The sequence below is a fragment of the Sphingobium sp. VMM genome (assembly GCF_056790315.1).
On record NZ_JBXGSI010000010.1, the window covers coordinates 39741 to 55964 of the forward strand.

Annotated in this window: 19 protein-coding genes; all 19 read left to right on the top strand. The window is 63.5% G+C overall.

The window, feature by feature from the left end:
* Window position 1 precedes the first annotated feature (1 nt).
* The 19 genes from ACUCV3_RS14245 to ACUCV3_RS14335 all read left to right on the top strand — a co-directional run bounded on the left by ACUCV3_RS14245 (window position 2) and on the right by ACUCV3_RS14335 (window position 16223).
* Window positions 2-694 carry a PepSY domain-containing protein gene (locus ACUCV3_RS14245; protein WP_026109409.1) on the top strand — a complete coding sequence of 231 codons (693 nt, stop codon included), beginning with the start codon at window positions 2-4 and terminating at the stop codon, window positions 692-694.
* 42 nt (window positions 695-736) lie between these two features.
* Entirely contained in the window at window positions 737-1183 is a 447-nt protein-coding gene (locus ACUCV3_RS14250) for a DUF305 domain-containing protein (protein WP_017502281.1), read from the top strand.
* 71 nt (window positions 1184-1254) lie between these two features.
* On the top strand, window positions 1255-1650 hold the full coding sequence (locus tag ACUCV3_RS14255) for a DUF305 domain-containing protein (RefSeq protein ID WP_017502282.1): 396 nt from the start codon (window positions 1255-1257) through the stop codon (window positions 1648-1650).
* Window positions 1651-1695: 45 nt separating this feature from the next.
* Entirely contained in the window at window positions 1696-2139 is a 444-nt protein-coding gene (locus tag ACUCV3_RS14260) for a DUF411 domain-containing protein (RefSeq protein ID WP_017502283.1), read from the top strand.
* 193 nt (window positions 2140-2332) lie between these two features.
* Complete coding sequence (locus ACUCV3_RS14265) at window positions 2333-2560, top strand: hypothetical protein (protein ID WP_234781450.1); 228 nt, start codon at window positions 2333-2335, stop codon at window positions 2558-2560.
* A gap of 523 nt (window positions 2561-3083) precedes the next feature.
* Complete coding sequence (locus ACUCV3_RS14270; protein ID WP_017502287.1) at window positions 3084-4313, top strand: TolC family protein; 1230 nt, start codon at window positions 3084-3086, stop codon at window positions 4311-4313.
* Window positions 4310-5803 carry an efflux RND transporter periplasmic adaptor subunit gene (locus ACUCV3_RS14275; protein WP_017502288.1) on the top strand — a complete coding sequence of 498 codons (1494 nt, stop codon included), beginning with the start codon at window positions 4310-4312 and terminating at the stop codon, window positions 5801-5803. Before ACUCV3_RS14270 ends, ACUCV3_RS14275 begins: the two co-directional genes overlap by 4 nt.
* Entirely contained in the window at window positions 5800-8940 is a 3141-nt protein-coding gene (locus ACUCV3_RS14280) for an efflux RND transporter permease subunit (RefSeq protein WP_017502289.1), read from the top strand. Before ACUCV3_RS14275 ends, ACUCV3_RS14280 begins: the two co-directional genes overlap by 4 nt.
* Window positions 8941-8951: 11 nt before the next feature.
* The gene (locus ACUCV3_RS14285; protein WP_017502290.1) at window positions 8952-9344 is read left to right on the top strand and encodes a copper-binding protein; all 393 of its coding nucleotides are present in this window, start codon (window positions 8952-8954) and stop codon (window positions 9342-9344) included.
* A gap of 125 nt (window positions 9345-9469) precedes the next feature.
* Window positions 9470-9685, top strand: a complete 216-nt coding sequence (locus tag ACUCV3_RS14290; RefSeq protein ID WP_017502291.1) for a YgjV family protein — start codon at window positions 9470-9472, stop codon at window positions 9683-9685.
* On the top strand, window positions 9637-10044 hold the full coding sequence (locus tag ACUCV3_RS14295) for a YgjV family protein (RefSeq protein ID WP_009824019.1): 408 nt from the start codon (window positions 9637-9639) through the stop codon (window positions 10042-10044). Before ACUCV3_RS14290 ends, ACUCV3_RS14295 begins: the two co-directional genes overlap by 49 nt.
* A gap of 791 nt (window positions 10045-10835) precedes the next feature.
* Window positions 10836-11195: a hypothetical protein gene (locus ACUCV3_RS14300; protein WP_009824018.1), complete on the top strand. Its 360-nt coding sequence runs from the start codon at window positions 10836-10838 to the stop codon at window positions 11193-11195.
* Window positions 11196-11333: 138 nt separating this feature from the next.
* Complete coding sequence (locus ACUCV3_RS14305) at window positions 11334-11813, top strand: heavy metal-responsive transcriptional regulator (RefSeq protein ID WP_004213016.1); 480 nt, start codon at window positions 11334-11336, stop codon at window positions 11811-11813.
* Window positions 11810-12031 carry a hypothetical protein gene (locus tag ACUCV3_RS14310; RefSeq protein ID WP_004212658.1) on the top strand — a complete coding sequence of 74 codons (222 nt, stop codon included), beginning with the start codon at window positions 11810-11812 and terminating at the stop codon, window positions 12029-12031. The genes ACUCV3_RS14305 and ACUCV3_RS14310 overlap by 4 nt, the downstream gene beginning before the upstream one ends.
* 60 nt (window positions 12032-12091) lie before the next feature.
* A complete protein-coding gene (locus ACUCV3_RS14315; RefSeq protein WP_009824017.1) occupies window positions 12092-12412 on the top strand; it encodes a hypothetical protein in 321 nt (106 codons plus the stop codon).
* 23 nt (window positions 12413-12435) lie between these two features.
* Entirely contained in the window at window positions 12436-14346 is a 1911-nt protein-coding gene (locus ACUCV3_RS14320; protein WP_004213019.1) for a 2Fe-2S iron-sulfur cluster-binding protein, read from the top strand.
* Entirely contained in the window at window positions 14346-15074 is a 729-nt protein-coding gene (locus ACUCV3_RS14325) for a hypothetical protein (protein WP_017503491.1), read from the top strand. The genes ACUCV3_RS14320 and ACUCV3_RS14325 overlap by 1 nt, the downstream gene beginning before the upstream one ends.
* A complete protein-coding gene (locus tag ACUCV3_RS14330; protein WP_004212662.1) occupies window positions 15071-15793 on the top strand; it encodes a hypothetical protein in 723 nt (240 codons plus the stop codon). Before ACUCV3_RS14325 ends, ACUCV3_RS14330 begins: the two co-directional genes overlap by 4 nt.
* Window positions 15780-16223: a DUF1622 domain-containing protein gene (locus ACUCV3_RS14335; RefSeq protein WP_004212663.1), complete on the top strand. Its 444-nt coding sequence runs from the start codon at window positions 15780-15782 to the stop codon at window positions 16221-16223. The genes ACUCV3_RS14330 and ACUCV3_RS14335 overlap by 14 nt, the downstream gene beginning before the upstream one ends.
* The last annotated feature ends 1 nt before the right edge of the window (window position 16224 follow it).

The window sequence follows — 16224 nt, forward strand, 5'->3', positions numbered from 1 at the left end:
CATCGGGGCTAGCCGCGTTCATCGCTGGTTAGCCCTGGTTATCGGCGTCCAGCTGCTGCTTTGGTTTGCGAGCGGTCTTGTCATGAGCCTGTTGCCGATCGAGCGAGTCCGCGGTGAACATCTCGTCGAGCGATCGTCGCCGGCGATATTGGAACAGTCGAGATCGCGCGCGCCGTTGGACCTAGTGTTGCGCGCGGCGACCAGACCCGTGCGTGAAGTCCGATATCGCGCGCTGCTCGGCCGCGAGATTGCGGAGGTCGAGTCTATCGATGGGACGATCTCACTCCACGATGCAGAAACAGGTCGTCGACTTGGTCCCGTGAACGCTGCGATGGCTCGCGCGGTGGCGATACAGGCCTACCGTGGTACGTCGGAGCCGCCGAGCGTGCGCCTGGTTGTGGCGTCGACCCCAGAATTCAAGGGCGTCCTGCCGGCCTGGCGGGTGGACTTCCCTGACCGCGAAGCGACCCGCGTCTATGTTGCCCAGAATAGTGGTCGGATCGTCGCTGTGAGAAATGGAACGTGGCGCCTGTACGATTTCTTCTGGGCGCTCCACATCATGGATTGGAAAAACCACGAAAATTTCAACACGCCGTGGTTGATGGCGTTTGCCGCAGGTGGTCTCGCATTGGCGATCGCGGGTTCGGCACTTTTGTATCTTCGGTGGCCGCGAAAGCGACGCCGCACGGGTTGAATAGTCAAGCAGGATCGGGGCGGGGGCCAAAGGAGACGACCAATGATGAAAAATGCCTATGCGAGCCTCGCCCTGCAGACCTTGGTTGGCGGCGTCATCATGTATCTGGTGATGTTCGTCATGATCGACAGCTTGGGGAGCTTCTACAACAACCTGAATATGCTCTACATGACGCTAATGATGGTGGCGCCCATGGTGGTGCTGATGGTCCTCGCGATGGGCCATATGTTCCCGTCGAAAAAGGCAAACGCGGCCCTTATATTAGGGTCAGTTGCGATATTCGCCGGATCATTTGCCCTCATCCGCACGCAAACAACGATCGGCGATACAGCATTCCTCCGATCGATGATCCCGCATCATTCGGGCGCGATCCTGATGTGCCGCGAGGCCTCCTTGAAGGATCCGGAAATCGTTCGTCTGTGCAGCGGCATCGAGGAATCTCAGCGCCGCGAAATCGATGAAATGAAGGCTATTCTAGCCCGCAAGTAGGCTTCGCGCTCCCGTTCCCGTAAATTTTGTGCCGCCTCACGAGGGAAATGGCGCGCCCATGCGTATTATCAATGCGGGGCGCTGAGGAGAGAATTGTGAAGAAAATAGTCCCCATCATCATCGCTGGACTGGTGGCCGCGCCGGCGATCGCCCAAATGCAGGGCATGGACCATAGCAAGATGGACATGCGCCAGACCATGAACCCCACGCCAGCCAATCCTTACCCGCCTGCAGAAATGGAGATGCATCAGAAGATGATGTCCGCCACGGGCAGCGATGCAACGGAGACCTGGGTGCGCAAGATGATCGAGCATCATCGCGGTGCGATTGCGATGTCACGCATCGTTTTGCGCGACACCAAGGACGCGCAGGTCCGAATGATGGCGAACAAGTCAATCACCGAGCAAACGCGAGAAGTGGGCGAGCTTCAAGGCTGGCTGAGAGCCCACAACAAGCGCGCCCAATAGACCTTTCCTCCCCGCCCAGGGGCGGGGGAACCAATAAGGGATCGTATGACACTCAAATTTGCCCTCGCTGCGTTCATAGCAGCCTTCTCCGTCGCCAGCGCCGAAGCTGCCCCGATCATCATGCATCGTGACCCTGGTTGCGGTTGCTGCGAACAGTGGGCGGCCCAGGTGCGCAGACAATTTGGACAAAGCGTCAATATCGTCGACGACCAGCAACGCGGCCGCTTTCAACGCGCTCAAGGCGTGCCCGCTGCGCTGGCATCATGCCATACTGCAATTGTCGATGGCATGGTTTTCGAGGGCCACGTTCCCATTGCCGACATGAAGCGCGCGATCGCGAAGCGCCCGAAGGGCGTAAAGGGATTGGCCGTAGCGGGCATGCCGCTGGGTTCTCCGGGGATGGAAGTCCCCGGCCAAAAACCACAACCCTACTCTGTCATCGCCTTCGGATCGGCGGGTCAGACGGTATTTGCCCGACACGGCGGGTGACCATCTCGTTGATCTTTGATGCTACGAGGCGTAATAAATAACGGCTGTGAAACGCGTTTTGCAACTTCTTCTCCTTCTGGGAGCCATGGTTGGCTTGATTGGCCAAGCGGCGGCCTTTGCGTCCGCTCCGCCTGCGATGTCCGCCCCAATGGCCACGTCTGTGCAGGCCGTGGCTGGGATGTCGGAAGACTGCATGAAGATAATGGCACAGCAGCAACAACCTGCTCAGAAGCCTTGCAAGGGCATGACCCTGGAATGCATCGCGGCCATGGGCTGCGTCGTTCCGCTGGCCGTTCGTAATGACGCGCCTATGCTGGAAGCACGCGAAGCCAGTCCAGCTCTGCCCTTCTGGGCAACCATCACTGTCCTGCACGGCAGTGACCTCACTCCCGAACCGGAACCACCGACTCTCCTTGGCTGATCGACACCGGCTGCCAGGCTGACAGGATTCTTGCGTCTATCGCGCATCTGAAAATCCTGTCTGACCCGCGGCTACCACGATATTTTGCCCAAGGATTACAGTCATGAAGAACCGTGTTTTCTATGCCCTGCTGGGCATTGCGCTTGCCGCTCCCGTTGCCGCTTTCGCCGGCGAACCCAACACAAACTCGCAGTCTGGCCATTATGAATGGCGTTAATCGCCAAACTATGGCCCGCGTGCGCCATCTATGAGCCCCCGTCGCGTCTGGGTGCCCGATGCTCCGCAGATGGCGAACTGCAACTGCGACATGATGAAGATGAGCGCGGCGGACTGCATGAAGGAGATGCATAGCATGGCATCGCCTTCGTCGGCTCCCTCGGCCGGCTAGGCACAGCCTCTGGCCGTGTAAGGTCGCATAGACGGCCAGGCCAGCAGTGGCGGCGGGATTGCCCCCATCCCGCCGCCACTGACATGCCTGCCAGAGTGCGCGACGCCGGCCTGATCCTCCGATCAGGAGTTTTCCATGCGATTGTTTGTTTGTCTGCCGCTGCTCGCGGCGATCCCCGGCGTTGCATTCGCTGGTCCCCTCACTTTCGACGCTGCGCTCCAGCGCGCGCGGCAGGAAGCGCCGTCGATCAAGGCCAAGGCGCTCGCCGCCGAGGCCGCTCGTTCCGCTCGTGGCGGCGCCGGATCGCTACCTGATCCGACTTTGGCCGTTGGGCTCGACAGTTTCCCGATCTCGGGGCCATTGGCGTTTGCTCCCGGGCAGGACAATTTCACGATGGCGCGGGTGGGCGTGTCCCAGGATATTCCCAACCTCGCCAAGCGCCGTGCGCAACGCGCCCGCGCTGACAGCGATATCAAGGCTGCAGATGCCGACACCGCATTTGAGGCGCGTTCGGTTGAGGTCGGCACTGCGCTTGCCTGGATCAACCTTGCCTATGCCGAGCGCCGGCTGACCGCGCTTGATGATCTTCTAGCCCGTCTGGAGCGCGTGGTGCGGACAACGCCCAGTGCCGTCGCGTCGGGCAATGCCCGGCCTGCGCAGACTCTTGCCGGCCGACAGGCTATCGCCTCATTAGAAGATCGTCGCAGCGAACTGGTCTCAAACATAGCGCGGGCACGGGCTGCTCTGACGCGATGGACGGGTGACCCGGCGCCTGAAATTGCCGGATCTATTCCCGACTTCCCTGTCGATGGGGCCGAACTGCGCGCTGGCCTGGATCGCCTTCCCACCATGGCAATGATCGACGCCCAGTCCGGTCAGGCAATGGCCGATGTGCGTATGGCCGATGCCAACCGCCGTTCCGACTTCGGGGTGAACCTTGCCTATCAACGCCGCGACCCTCGTTTTGGAGATTATGTGTCAGCCGGTGTGACGGTCAGTCTGCCCTTCTTTACCCGCAGTCGACAGAATGCGGGCATTGCGGCGGCCCAGGAGAATGCCGGACGCATCCTGGCCGAACGCGACGCGGCCCTGCGGGCGCTGGCCGCTGATCTCGAAACCGATCTTGCGGACCATATCATGCATCATGAACAGTGGCTGCGCGCGCGGGACACATTGCTGCCACTCGCCGAGCAGCGGGTGACGTTGGAGACGGCAAGCTACGGGGCAGGTCGCGCCAATCTTGTCGATATCGCGGATGCCTATGCGGCCCTTGCCGACGTCACCCTCAACACTCTCGACCGTGAAGCCCTTGTCGCTGCTGACGGTGTTCGACTGAACCTTACGTATCGGAGCGAATCGCAATGAGCCATTTCACAATCCCTCGGGGCGGCCTTTTCGGTGCCGCGGCGCTGCTCGCGGTCGCCGCTGGCGGGGTCGGTTTCACCATCTCTGAATGGAGAGGAGGATCACCCGACGCTACGGCCGCCAAACCGCCGGCACGCAAGATCCTCTATTGGTATGACCCGATGATCCCCGCTGAGCATCATGACGGTCCAGGCCTGTCGTCGATGGGAATGCAAACAATCCCGCGCTATGCGGATGAGGTGGGGGCAAGCGCGGCACAGCCGGGAATATCGATCGACCCGTCCGCCTCCCAGGCGCTCGGGATGCGAACGGTGGCTGTGCGGCGCGGCGAATTGGCGAGCAGTCTCACCGCCACCGGCACGATCGACTTCAACCAGCGCGACGTTGCGATCGTTCAGGCGCGTGCAGGCGGCTTCGTTTCCCGTGTCTATGGCCGCGCACCTGGTGATGTGATCGGTGCAGGCGCGCCGCTTGCCGATGTTCTGGTGCCGGAATGGGGCGGCGCACAGACCGAGTTTCTGGCGGTCCGCCGCACCGGCAACGCCGCTCTGATCCAGGCCGCGCGTCAACGGCTCATGCTGCTCGGCATGCCCTCCGGCACGATCGCATCGGTCGAGCAAACCGGACGACCGCATAATGTGATCACCATCTCCACGCCCACGGGCGGCGTGATCAAGACGTTGAACGTGCGGGGCGGCATGACCTTGATGGCAGGCCAGACGCTTGCCGAGGTCAACGGGCTCGGCACGGTCTGGTTGAATGCCGCCGTGCCGGAAGCGGTCGCCGGTCCCTTGAAGCCTGGACAAGCGGTGCGAGCCGCGCTTGCAGCCTTCCCCGGCGAAACCATCTCCGGGCGCGTTTCGGCGATCCTCCCCGAGACACAGGCCGACAGCCGCACACTCACCGTTCGGATCGAGCTGCCCAATCGCGGCGGGCGACTGCGTCCCGGCATGTTTGCGACCGTCTCGTTTGGCGGGAGCGCGCAGCCGGCGTTGCTGGTGCCGTCCGAAGCCCTGATCCGCACTGGCAAGCGCACGTTGGTCATGCTCGCGCTCGACAAGGGGCGCTACCGCCCTGCCGAGGTGCAAACTGGGAGGGAAGCTGGCGATGATACGGAGATTCTGGCGGGCCTGAGCGAAGGCGAAAAGATCGTCGCTTCGGGTCAGTTCCTGATCGATTCCGAAGCAAGCCTCTCGGGCGTGGAAGCACGGCCGATCGGTGCTGACATGCCAAAGAGTCCTGCCAAACCTATGCCGACCGGCGCAGTCTATGAGACCGTCGGTACGATCGAAAAGATCACCGCCCAGTCGGTGACGCTGAGCCATCAAGCCGTGCCAGCCATTGGCTGGCCAGCGATGACGATGACGTTTCAGCTCACAGACCCGAAAGTCGCGCGCGGCTTAAAGACGGGCGACCGGGTCCGGTTCGGGTTCGATCAACCACCGAGTGGACCAACCGTGCGACGCATGGCGAAGGTAATGGGCCAGTGATCGCCCATCTCATCCGCTGGTCAGTCAGAAACCGCTTCTTCGTCATGATCGGGGTGCTGACGCTGATCGGCGTGGGCGTCTGGGCGGTGCGATCGACCGCGATCGATGCGTTGCCCGATCTCTCGGACACGCAGGTGATCATCCGCACCTCCTATCCCGGGCAGGCGCCGCAGATCGTCGAGAACCAAGTCACTTATCCGCTCACCACCACAATGCTCTCTGTGCCCGGCGCAAAGACCGTCCGCGGCTATTCCTTCTTCGGCGACAGCTTTGTCTATGTGATCTTCGAGGACGGCACCGATCTCTATTGGGCGCGCAGCCGCGTGCTCGAATATCTCAACCAGGTACAAGGCCGGCTGCCGGCCAGCGCCCGCAGCGCGCTGGGGCCGGATGCGACCGGGGTGGGCTGGGTCTATGAATATGCGCTGGTCGATCGCACTGGCCGCCACGATCTCTCGCAGCTTCGCGGGCTTCAGGACTGGTTCCTGCGCTACGAGCTGAAAACGGTAACGGGGGTCGCAGAGGTCGCCAGCATTGGCGGCATGGTGAAGCAATATCAGGTGCTGCTCGATCCGGTGAAGCTCGCCGCCTACGGCGTGACCCACGCCCAGACGGTCGATGCCATTCAGAAGGCCAATCAGGAGAGCGGCGGCTCGGTACTGGAGATGGCCGAGGCCGAATATATGGTCCGTGTCTCCGGCTATCTGAAGACGCTCGACGATTTCCGCGCCATTCCCTTAAGGACCGCAGCCGGCGGTGTGCCGGTGCGACTGGGCGACGTTGCCACGATCCAGGCCGGCCCCGAGATGCGGCGCGGGATTGCCGAACTGAACGGTGAGGGCGAGGTCGCGGGCGGCGTTGTGATCCTGCGCTCGGGCAAGAATGCGCGCGAGACAATCGCGGCGGTCAAGGACAAGCTCGCAGAGCTCAAGAAGGGCCTGCCACCCGGCGTCGATGTGGTTACGGTCTATGATCGCTCGCAGCTCATCGACCGCGCCGTTGAGAATCTGACCCACAAGCTGGTCGAGGAATTCATAGTCGTTGCGATCGTCTGCGGGCTCTTCCTTTGGCATGTCCGTTCGGCGCTCGTTGCAATTCTCACGCTTCCGCTTGGTGTGCTGGCAGCCTTCGTCGTCATGCGTTTCCAGGGGGTCAATGCCAACATCATGTCGTTGGGCGGCATCGCGATCGCCATCGGCGCGATGGTCGATGCCGCGGTCGTCATGATCGAGAATGCCCATAAGAAAATCGAGCGATGGGAGGAGGATCACCCGGACGAACATCTCGAGGGGGATACCCGATGGACCGTCATCACCGAAGCGGCAGCCGAAGTTGGGCCAGCGCTGTTCTTCAGCCTTCTGATCATCACCCTGTCGTTCATTCCGGTGTTCACGCTGGAAGGACAGGAAGGACGGCTGTTCGCACCGCTCGCTTTCACCAAGACCTATGCGATGGCGTCGGCGGCGATCCTGTCGGTGACCCTGGTGCCGGTGCTCATGGGTTTGCTGATCCGGGGCAAGATTCCGCCCGAGCAGTCCAACCCGGTCAATCGCTGGCTGACGAACATCTACCGGCCCGCGCTCGACTGGACGATGCGGCGGCCAAGGACCGTACTGCTGATCGCGGCGCTCGCTTTTGCAACAACCGCCTGGCCGCTCACCCAGCTTGGCGGCGAGTTCATGCCGAAGATGGAGGAGGGTGATCTGCTCTACATGCCCTCGGCGCTGCCGGGTCTCTCGGCGGCGAAGGCGTCGGACCTGCTCCAGCAGACCGACCGCCTGATCAAGACCGTGCCCGAGGTCGAGAGCGTGTTCGGCAAGGCCGGCCGCGCCGAGACTGCCACCGATCCTGCGCCGCTTGAGATGTTCGAGACGACGATCCAGTTCAAACCTCGCGACCAATGGCGACCGGGCATGACTCCGGACAAGCTGGTCGAGGAGCTTGATCGAACGGTAAAACTGCCCGGCCTCGCCAATGTGTGGGTGCCGCCCATTCGCAACCGGATCGACATGCTGGCGACCGGCATCAAGAGCCCGATCGGGGTCAAGGTGTCGGGTGCTGACCTCGCTGAGCTCGACCGCATCGCGCACGATGTCGAGACAGTTGCGAAAACCGTGCCTGGGGTCAGTTCGGCGCTCGCAGAGCGCTTGACGGGCGGGCGCTATGTCGATGTCGATGTCGATCGGGCCGCTGCCGCCCGATTTGGGCTCAATATTACGGACGTGCAGCGGATCGTCTCTGGCGCGATCGGCGGCGAGACGATCGGCGAGACGGTCGAGGGGCTGGCACGGTATCCGATCAGCGTCCGCTATCCGCGGGAGCTACGCGACAGTCTTGACGGAATACGGATGCTGCCGGTCCTGACCCCGTCCGGACAGCAGATCACGCTCGGCACCATTGCGCGCGTCTCGATCGCTGAGGGGCCCCCGATGCTCAAGACCGAAAACGCCCGCCCATCGACCTGGGTCTATGTCGACGTGCGCGGACGCGACCTTGCGTCGGTCGTGAGTGACCTGCAGCATGCGATCGCAAGACAGGTGACGCTCTCGCCAGGGGTTAGCGTCGCCTATTCGGGACAGTTCGAATATCTCCAGCGTGCCGTTGCCAAATTGAAGCTCGTCGTGCCGGCGACGCTGCTGATCATCTTCGTGCTGCTCTACATGATCTTCGGGCGGTTCGATGAAGCAGCTTTGATCATGGGGACGTTGCCGTTCGCGCTCACCGGCGGCATCTGGATCCTCTATCTGCTCGGCTTCAACCAGTCGGTCGCCACCGGGGTAGGTTTCATCGCGCTCGCTGGCGTCTCCGCCGAATTCGGCGTCGTGATGCTGATCTACCTGAAGAACGCCTTGGAAGAGCGCACCGATCCGGATGTCGCCGAGGTCGAGACGGCAGTGCGCGAAGGCGCACTGCTCCGCGTTCGGCCCAAGGCGATGACGGTCGCCGTGATCCTCGCTGCCCTCTTGCCGATCCTGCTGGGATCGGGCGCCGGATCCGAAGTCATGAGCCGGATCGCCGCGCCGATGATAGGCGGCATGCTGACCGCGCCGCTGTTGTCGATGTTCGTCCTGCCTGCCGCCTATCTGCTGCTTCGGCGGCCGAAGATGAAGCCCAATGACCAACACGTTTCATTATAAAGGAGAAGACCATGAACTACGGACGACTGACCTTTGCCCTCGGCCTCGCGGCACTGACCGTCGCTTGCGGGAAAAAAGCCGAACCGCCCGTTGCGGTCGAGACCAACAAGGCAGAACCCGCCGCCGCTATGAGCGGCAACATGGCAAATATGGCGATGGAGCCGTCGGCTGCCACTGCAATCAAGGTGAAGGGACACGGCACGGTCACCGCGATCGACAAGTCTGCGGGCACGATCACACTCGATCATGGCGCCATCCCCGAAGCCAAATGGCCGGCAATGACAATGGCGTTCAAGGCTGCCCCGGCGATCACAGATGCAGTGAAGGTTGGCGATAAGGTCGATTTTGACCTTATGTTGACGGGCAACGCCGGCGAGGTAACGGCGATCCAAAAGCAGCCGTAAATCCGCGCTACTACGGGCGTTCTTAAATCGTAATTAACCTTGTTCGTTCACGCTTGCACTATGAAGAAAGATAGAGCTGGGCGCGAAACGCAGGTCTTGAGCGAAACAACCGGGTGGCGGCAATCATGATTGCCACCGCGTTCGGCTGCGTCGCGCTTTTGTGCGTCATTAGCTGGCCGTTTTTCGACGACTATCGAACCGCGGTGAAAATCCAGAGCGCGGGTGCTGCCGCCTTCGCGCTCTATTTTTTGATGCTCGGCTCACCCACTGCGGCGATAGCGTGCCTCATTTCATGTTCGCAGCTCGCATTTCCGCGTCAGTGCGTGATCGCTATGTGGTGACGAGGCTTTACGGCGCTAGTCTGATTTTGATGGCTTTTCTGTCGGTTGTGACCTGGCACGGTCTCCCCTCAGCTCTGGCGTTCACGGGCAGTTCGTTGGGCAGCTTCGCACGGCTCCAAACCTCGACTACGCGGATGAAAGGCCTTTTTCTCGTAGGGGCCCCATTCTGGCTCGTCCACAATATGATGGTCGGAGCTTTGTTCGCCTTGGGCACTGATTTGGTATCCTTGGTCTCGAACCTCGCGAACCTGATGAAGTTCGTTGTCCGGAATCGAAATCCTTTGTTGTCGATCTCTGTTTGGAATACGCTGATCAGCACATTCATCCCGGCACCAACGCGTTTGAAGCGGACCGGATGACAGAGTTTCGCGCGACGATGGAATGAGGGTGGCTCCTTCCGGAAGTGAGCAAAACAGCGGATGGCGCCGCGCCGCAATTCGCGATTTCAACGAGGACGCCGAAGGCGTTCCGGATGTTGTTGATCGGGATCGATCCCGGGACCGGTCGCGCTACGCGTAGCCCCTGGCCGCCGCCTGACTTGGCTGGGGCCATGCCTAGATGCCATCAGTTCCGGTCGAGGTCGAAATGAAATTGTCAGCAGAGTGGGGCCTTTGCCAGGTCTGGTGGATTCCGGAAAGGCCGCCACAGTCTTTCGCTCCCGTTGATGATGGCGGGGCTTAGGGGTGCGGCAGGGAGCACTGGAGTAGGCTGGAAAGGCGCTTTCTCCGGAGCTGCAGGCACCGCCTGCTCCGCCTGCCCGGGTGGCATCTGTTGCGACCGAAATGGCAGCCCGCAAGGAATTGCTCGTGAGATACGAGGGAGATAGCGAAGCGTAAATTCGTCGGACGAACCTTCGACGACCTTCTTCTATCGCCAACGTAGCCGTTTTGCGCGGCCAGCTGGACGTAAAGCGCTTGTCCTCAGGGGTTAAGGCCTGGTTCCAGACTACGTTTCATAAACACGAAAGTCGTGCCCTGGATCGTTACGTACGAGTAAGCCCGGCCTTCAGACACCTTGCCCGAAAAACTTCGGCTGCGAACACTACGTATACCGAGCTTGGACCCGGGACCATAGTCCTGTGGGCGAAGAAACAAAATCTTCCCCTCGAGAAATCGAGCAGCAGTTCTCAACGCTCACTCAAGGAGTCAAGATGATGATGAAGAAGTCCATCATGGTGGCGCTGGCCGGAATCTCGATGCTCGGCGCCTCTCCGCTATTCGCGCAAGGTATCGGCCACACCTGGTTCATGCGCGGTTCGATCGTCGACACGGGCAGCAACGGCACGGTCGTCTGCATCGGAAAGGCCGATGGCGCCGAGGTCGGCCAGAAGCTCGAGGTCTATCGCGTCGTGACCCATCCGGGTCCGTCCAAAGGCGTGGCGCCGACTTATCACCGCCAGCTCATCGGCCATGTGACGATCGATCATATCTTCGATGATCACTTCGCGCACGTGTCCGTCGCCGACGGTACGCCTGCCAAGCACGACATCGTCGAGCTTCGCAAGAACTGACGAGCCGGTGGCCCGCCGGCACAAGCTGCCCGGATGCGAGACGTCGGGGCAGCGGGCTGCCGGCGGCAACGGACCGTTCGGGGTCAAAGCGAACCGCTTGACCCTGGACACAACCGGCATGATGATCGAGCGGATGACATGGGCAATTTCAAGATCGGCGAACTGGCCGCCGCTGCGGGCGTGGGCCGCGACACGATCCGCTATTATGAGCGGATGGGTTTGCTGCGCGAACCCGCGCGCACGGCAGCGGGCTACAGGCTCTACGACGCGACCGACCTCGAGCGCGTCAATTTCATCCGCTCGGCGCAGGAGCTTGGTTTCACACTCGAACAGGCCCGGCAGCTGCTGGCGCTCAGGGCGTCGGACACCGCGCATGCCCAGGCCGTGCTCGATATCACGCTTGCCAAGATCGCGGACGCCGAAGCCCGGCTCGAGCGCCTGTCGGATATCCGCGACATGCTGCGGATGCTCGCCGACGAATGCCCGGGCGAAGTGCCCGTCTCCGATTGCCCGATCCTCGCCTTCCTGACGGCGCGGCGGAAAGACCAACAGCATAACAAGAAACATCAGGCAGCGCAGGACGAACGATCATCACTAGCGAAAGGGCTTTTGTCATGAAGAAAATGCGTTTGATCGCCGTCCTCACGCCGGCGCTGCTTCTAGGCGCCTGTGTAACCACGCGGCCGACCTCGGCGCAGGTCGAGAGTTGCCGGGCGATGGAGGGCAATATGGGTCTCCAGACGCCGCATGATCATGGCGAGATGAAGGGGCAGGGGCGCAACCCGATGAACCTCTCGCACGACCGGTGCCTTCAGATCCTGCGCAGCGCGCAATGAGCCGGTCCGGGCGCCATCCCCGGCGCCCGGGACCACAGTTTTCAAGCCAAGGAGCAAGCTATGATCGACCATGCGAAAAAAGCCCTTCCGCTTGTCGGCGGAAGCCTGTTGCTGGCGCTCGCGCTTTCGGGCTGCGACCGCCAGGCCGACCAGACGGTGCCGCCCGCGGCGAACAGCGTCGCCGCCACCCCGGTCCTGACCGACAGCGGCAACGCTGCAGACGCGGCGTCGATGGACGCGATGAGCAACCAGGCCGAGATGGAGCGGCATCACCGTCAGGCGATGGACCATGACGCGATGCGCGCCGGGGCCGGCAACCAGACCGCGCCGGCACCCGATCCCGCGCCGGGCAATTCGGCGATGCCGATGAAGGATATGTAAGCGCGCTGAAAAAGGGGATGAGGATGTCCAGGCGGATCAGCCTTCGACGCTTGAGCCTCGGCTGCGCAATCGCTCTCAGCCTGTCCGCGGGCGCGGGCGCGCAGGAGGGCGAGGATCATGCCGCGCATCATGGCGCAGGCATGCCGGCCGGCGGGGGCATGTCCGCACCGGCATCGTCGGGGTCGTCGGACATGGCGAAGATGATGAACCCCATGATGGATCGCATGATCAATGGGGAAGGGGAGAATGAGCACGGCCACGAATCGCGCCGGACCGGCTTCATCTCGCAACTGCTCGCCTTTCCCGCGCTCGACGAAGCGGCAAGGCAGCGGGTCGCTGCGCAGGCTGGCGAACGGGTAAGCACGGGCCTAGCGATGATCAACGCCGCCTCGGCCGACGGCGCGCGTGCAACCACGGTCTCGGCCCGGCTCGATGCGGCGCGCCGCCTGCGCGAGGGAACCGACCTGTTCCGGTCCGGCACCGCCGCGCAGGGCGCGATCGGCGGCTTGCAGCCGCCCCGGGAGGTCGGGCTTGCCTGGCTGCGCGATCAGCTCGACATCGACCAGGCCGCGCCCGGCCATGCCGACCACTGGTTCGGCATCTCGCCCTCACACCTCCTTCTCATGCTCTTCCTGGGGCTGGTGAGCGCCACGCTGATCGCGCTGCAGATCTTCCGCCTCCGGCGGATCGGGGCGATCGCCGGCGGTGTCGCCACCGCCAAGACCTCGGAAAAGCCGGAGCCGAAGGCTGTCCCGCCCGCTGCGAAGTTCGCGCCCGCACCTGCCCCCGTTGCCGGCAGCGCCGGGCTCGCCTCGAGCAATGCGGCCGCGCCCGCGGGAGCTTCGCTGCGCAAGCCCAAAAGCTGGGCGGGGCAGCTGCGCGTGGTCCAGATCGTGCGAGAGACGCCGAGCGTGCTGACCTTCCGGCTCGCGGACCCGGCCGCCGACCGGCTGCCGTTCGACTTCCTGCCGGGCCAGTTCCTGCAGGTCGAGGTAGAGCCCGAAGCGGGCAAGACCGCGCGCCGTTCCTACACGATCGCCTCTTCGCCGACCCAGCGGGCCTATGTCGAACTGACGGTCAAGCGCGAGGAGCAGGGCGTGGTCTCGCGATACCTGCACGACAAGGTCGTCGCCGACGATCTGCTGAAGGTCAGCGGACCGTTCGGCGCCTTCACCTTCACGGGAACGGATGCCCAGAGCATCGTGCTGATCGCGGGCGGGGTCGGCATCACCCCGATGATGTCGGTGCTGCGCTATCTCACCGACACCGCGTGGAAGGGTGATATCTTCTTCTTCTACGGCGCACGGTCGACCGAGGAATTCGTGTTCCGCGACGAGCTCGAACGGCTCGAACGCCGTTTTCCCAACCTCCATGTCGTCGCCGCGATGCAGCGCGCGCCCGGCACCGTCTGGATGGGCCCCGAAGGGCCGATCACCCGCGAGATGATCCTGGCCGCGGTGCCGGAGATCGCGAGCCGGCGGATCCATATGTGCGGCCCGCCGGCGATGATGGGCGCGATGCGCGGCGTGCTGGCGGAACTCGGCGTCCCCGAAGCGCAGCTGCACACCGAGGCGTTCGGTCCGGCCTCGCTGCCGGCCGACCACGAGGATCTCGAGGTCAAGCCCGCGCCCGCGCCAGCAGCTAAGCCGGCCCCGAGCGCCGAGGTGGCACCGAGCACGGTGACCTTCTCCGTGTCGGGGGTGTCGGCGGCTTTGCCCGCGGACGAGACCGTGCTCGAGGCGGCCGAGGGCGCGGGCGTCGAGATCCCCTATGCCTGCCGTGCGGGCACATGCGGCGCCTGCGTCGTCAAGCTGCTGCAGGGCGAGGTGACGATGGAGGTCGAGTCCGGCCTCGCGCCCGCCGACAAGGCGCAGGGCTATGTGCTCGCGTGCCAGGCGAAGGGCACGGGCACGCCGCTCGTGGTCGAAGCCTGATGCGCGAACGCAGCGACATCGCCGTCGGCCTGCTGGTCGCGTTCCTGCTGCTGTTCCCGTTCGGCTACCTCGTGCATGTGTCACCGCGCTTTCCGGGCAGCCTGGCCGGCGGGATCATCGGGATCGCAGCGCTCGTGCTGATGCTGCTGACGCTTCCCTATGTCGCGGCCAAGCATATCGCCTGGGTCGACAAGGCGCTCTCCCGGCTCGTCAGCAAGCCGACCCTGCTCGCCATCCACATCTATGCCGGCGTGCTGGCGCCGATCCTGGGTCTGGTCCACGCCGCGCACAAGCTCGAAAGCCCGGTCGGACTGCTTCTGACCATCCTTCTGCTGATGACGGTCATCACCGGCTTCATCGGCCGCTACCTGCTTGCCCAGCTTGGTCGGGCGCTGCGCGGACGCAGGTCGGAACTGGCTTCGCTTCGCGCCGCCTTCCTCGAGGAGCCGGCCGCGCCGACGCAGGCCGATACCGCAGCCGCGCCGCTGTCGGGCTGGAGGCGCTATCTGTTCGTCGCCGGGGATGCGCCCGCGGGCCAGCACCCCCAGGACAAGGCGGGGATCGCCGCGGCGCTGGCCGATACCGAATTCGCGATCCGCGCCGAAGAGGCGACCAACACCCTGTTCGCGCGATGGCGGTTCCTGCACATCCTGCTGGGCTGTCTCATCTTCGCGCTGCTCGCGCTCCACGTCGGCGCGGCGATCTATTACGGGCTGCGCTGGCTATGAGCTGGCAGCGTCTTTCCTACGCCGTCTTCATCGCGGCCCTGCTGGTGATGGTCGCCGCGGTCGCGATCCGGATGCGATCGGACGCGCCGAGGGATGCCGGCCTGGTGGCGCAGCTCGTAGCGCCCGGCCCGCTCTCGAGCGCCCACCAGTCCTTCGCCGGCCAATGCACGGCCTGCCACACGCCGGGCAAGGGCGTCGAAACCCGGACCTGTCTCACCTGCCATGCGGGCACGGATTTCGGGACGAAGCAGTCGACGCAGTTCCACGCGAAAGCGACGCAGTGCACCTCCTGCCACGTCGAACATGAGGGAGAGCGCGGCATCATCCGCATGGATCACGCCGCCTTGCTCGACATGGCAAAGTGGCGGCAGCCTTTGGCGGGCATGTCGACAAACACTCGAAGCCTGACCCCCGAGACCGCGCTCAATTGCGCGAGCTGCCATGCGTTCCGCGATCCGCACCAGGGCCTGTTCGGCACCGACTGCGCGAGCTGTCACAAGACCGACAGCTGGAAGATCGCCAATTACCGCCATCCATCGGTCAATTCGACGCAGTGCGCCGAGTGCCACAAGGCGCCGCCCAGTCACTTCATGGAGCATTTCAGCATGGTCTCGCAGCGCGCAGCCGGGTCGAAGGCGCGCGTCGACCAATGCTATGCCTGTCACGCTACCGACAGCTTCAACAATATCCGCAAGCGAGGCTGGTATGATCACCATTGAGGCCGACTGGCTGAGCGCCTTCTTCCGGCTCGCGGTGATCGGCCTGGAACTGGCGGGCACGCTGACCATCCTGGTCGGCGCGGGGCTCGCAACCTTTCTGTTTGCGCGGCGGGCGAGGGCGGGCGACCGAACCGAGGCCTATAGCGCGTTCCGATCGGCGCTCGGCCGCAGCATCCTGCTCGGCCTGGAATTTCTGGTCGCCGGCGACATCGTCAAGTCGCTGGTGATCAACCCGACGCTCGACGATCTCATCGTGCTGGCCGGGCTTGTGCTGGTGCGGACCTTCCTGAGCATCTCGCTCGGGGTCGAGATCAACGGCCACTGGCCCTGGGAGGAAACGCGGATGGCGCGGGAGAAGGCGCGTGCGGCGTCGGATGGGTCGCCGGCTACGGCTGAGGCCGCCGGATGCGGCACAGCGCTCAAGCGATAGC

Bases quoted from the DNA above. Each gene is read 5' to 3' on its own strand.
- ACUCV3_RS14270 (WP_017502287.1), top strand. From the start codon at position 3,084: ATGCGATTGTTTGTTTGTCTGCCGCTGCTCGCGGCGATCCCCGGCGTT.
- ACUCV3_RS14255 (WP_017502282.1), top strand. From the start codon at position 1,255: ATGCGGGGCGCTGAGGAGAGAATTGTGAAGAAAATAGTCCCCATCATC.
- ACUCV3_RS14285 (WP_017502290.1), top strand. From the start codon at position 8,952: ATGAACTACGGACGACTGACCTTTGCCCTCGGCCTCGCGGCACTGACC.
- ACUCV3_RS14320 (WP_004213019.1), top strand. From the start codon at position 12,436: ATGTCCAGGCGGATCAGCCTTCGACGCTTGAGCCTCGGCTGCGCAATC.
- ACUCV3_RS14305 (WP_004213016.1), top strand. From the start codon at position 11,334: ATGGGCAATTTCAAGATCGGCGAACTGGCCGCCGCTGCGGGCGTGGGC.
- ACUCV3_RS14310 (WP_004212658.1), top strand. From the start codon at position 11,810: ATGAAGAAAATGCGTTTGATCGCCGTCCTCACGCCGGCGCTGCTTCTA.
- ACUCV3_RS14295 (WP_009824019.1), top strand. From the start codon at position 9,637: ATGTTCGCAGCTCGCATTTCCGCGTCAGTGCGTGATCGCTATGTGGTG.
- ACUCV3_RS14335 (WP_004212663.1), top strand. From the start codon at position 15,780: ATGATCACCATTGAGGCCGACTGGCTGAGCGCCTTCTTCCGGCTCGCG.
- ACUCV3_RS14315 (WP_009824017.1), top strand. From the start codon at position 12,092: ATGATCGACCATGCGAAAAAAGCCCTTCCGCTTGTCGGCGGAAGCCTG.
- ACUCV3_RS14325 (WP_017503491.1), top strand. From the start codon at position 14,346: ATGCGCGAACGCAGCGACATCGCCGTCGGCCTGCTGGTCGCGTTCCTG.
- ACUCV3_RS14290 (WP_017502291.1), top strand. From the start codon at position 9,470: ATGATTGCCACCGCGTTCGGCTGCGTCGCGCTTTTGTGCGTCATTAGC.
- ACUCV3_RS14265 (WP_234781450.1), top strand. From the start codon at position 2,333: ATGAAGATAATGGCACAGCAGCAACAACCTGCTCAGAAGCCTTGCAAG.
- ACUCV3_RS14260 (WP_017502283.1), top strand. From the start codon at position 1,696: ATGACACTCAAATTTGCCCTCGCTGCGTTCATAGCAGCCTTCTCCGTC.
- ACUCV3_RS14330 (WP_004212662.1), top strand. From the start codon at position 15,071: ATGAGCTGGCAGCGTCTTTCCTACGCCGTCTTCATCGCGGCCCTGCTG.
- ACUCV3_RS14300 (WP_009824018.1), top strand. From the start codon at position 10,836: ATGATGATGAAGAAGTCCATCATGGTGGCGCTGGCCGGAATCTCGATG.
- ACUCV3_RS14275 (WP_017502288.1), top strand. From the start codon at position 4,310: ATGAGCCATTTCACAATCCCTCGGGGCGGCCTTTTCGGTGCCGCGGCG.
- ACUCV3_RS14250 (WP_017502281.1), top strand. From the start codon at position 737: ATGATGAAAAATGCCTATGCGAGCCTCGCCCTGCAGACCTTGGTTGGC.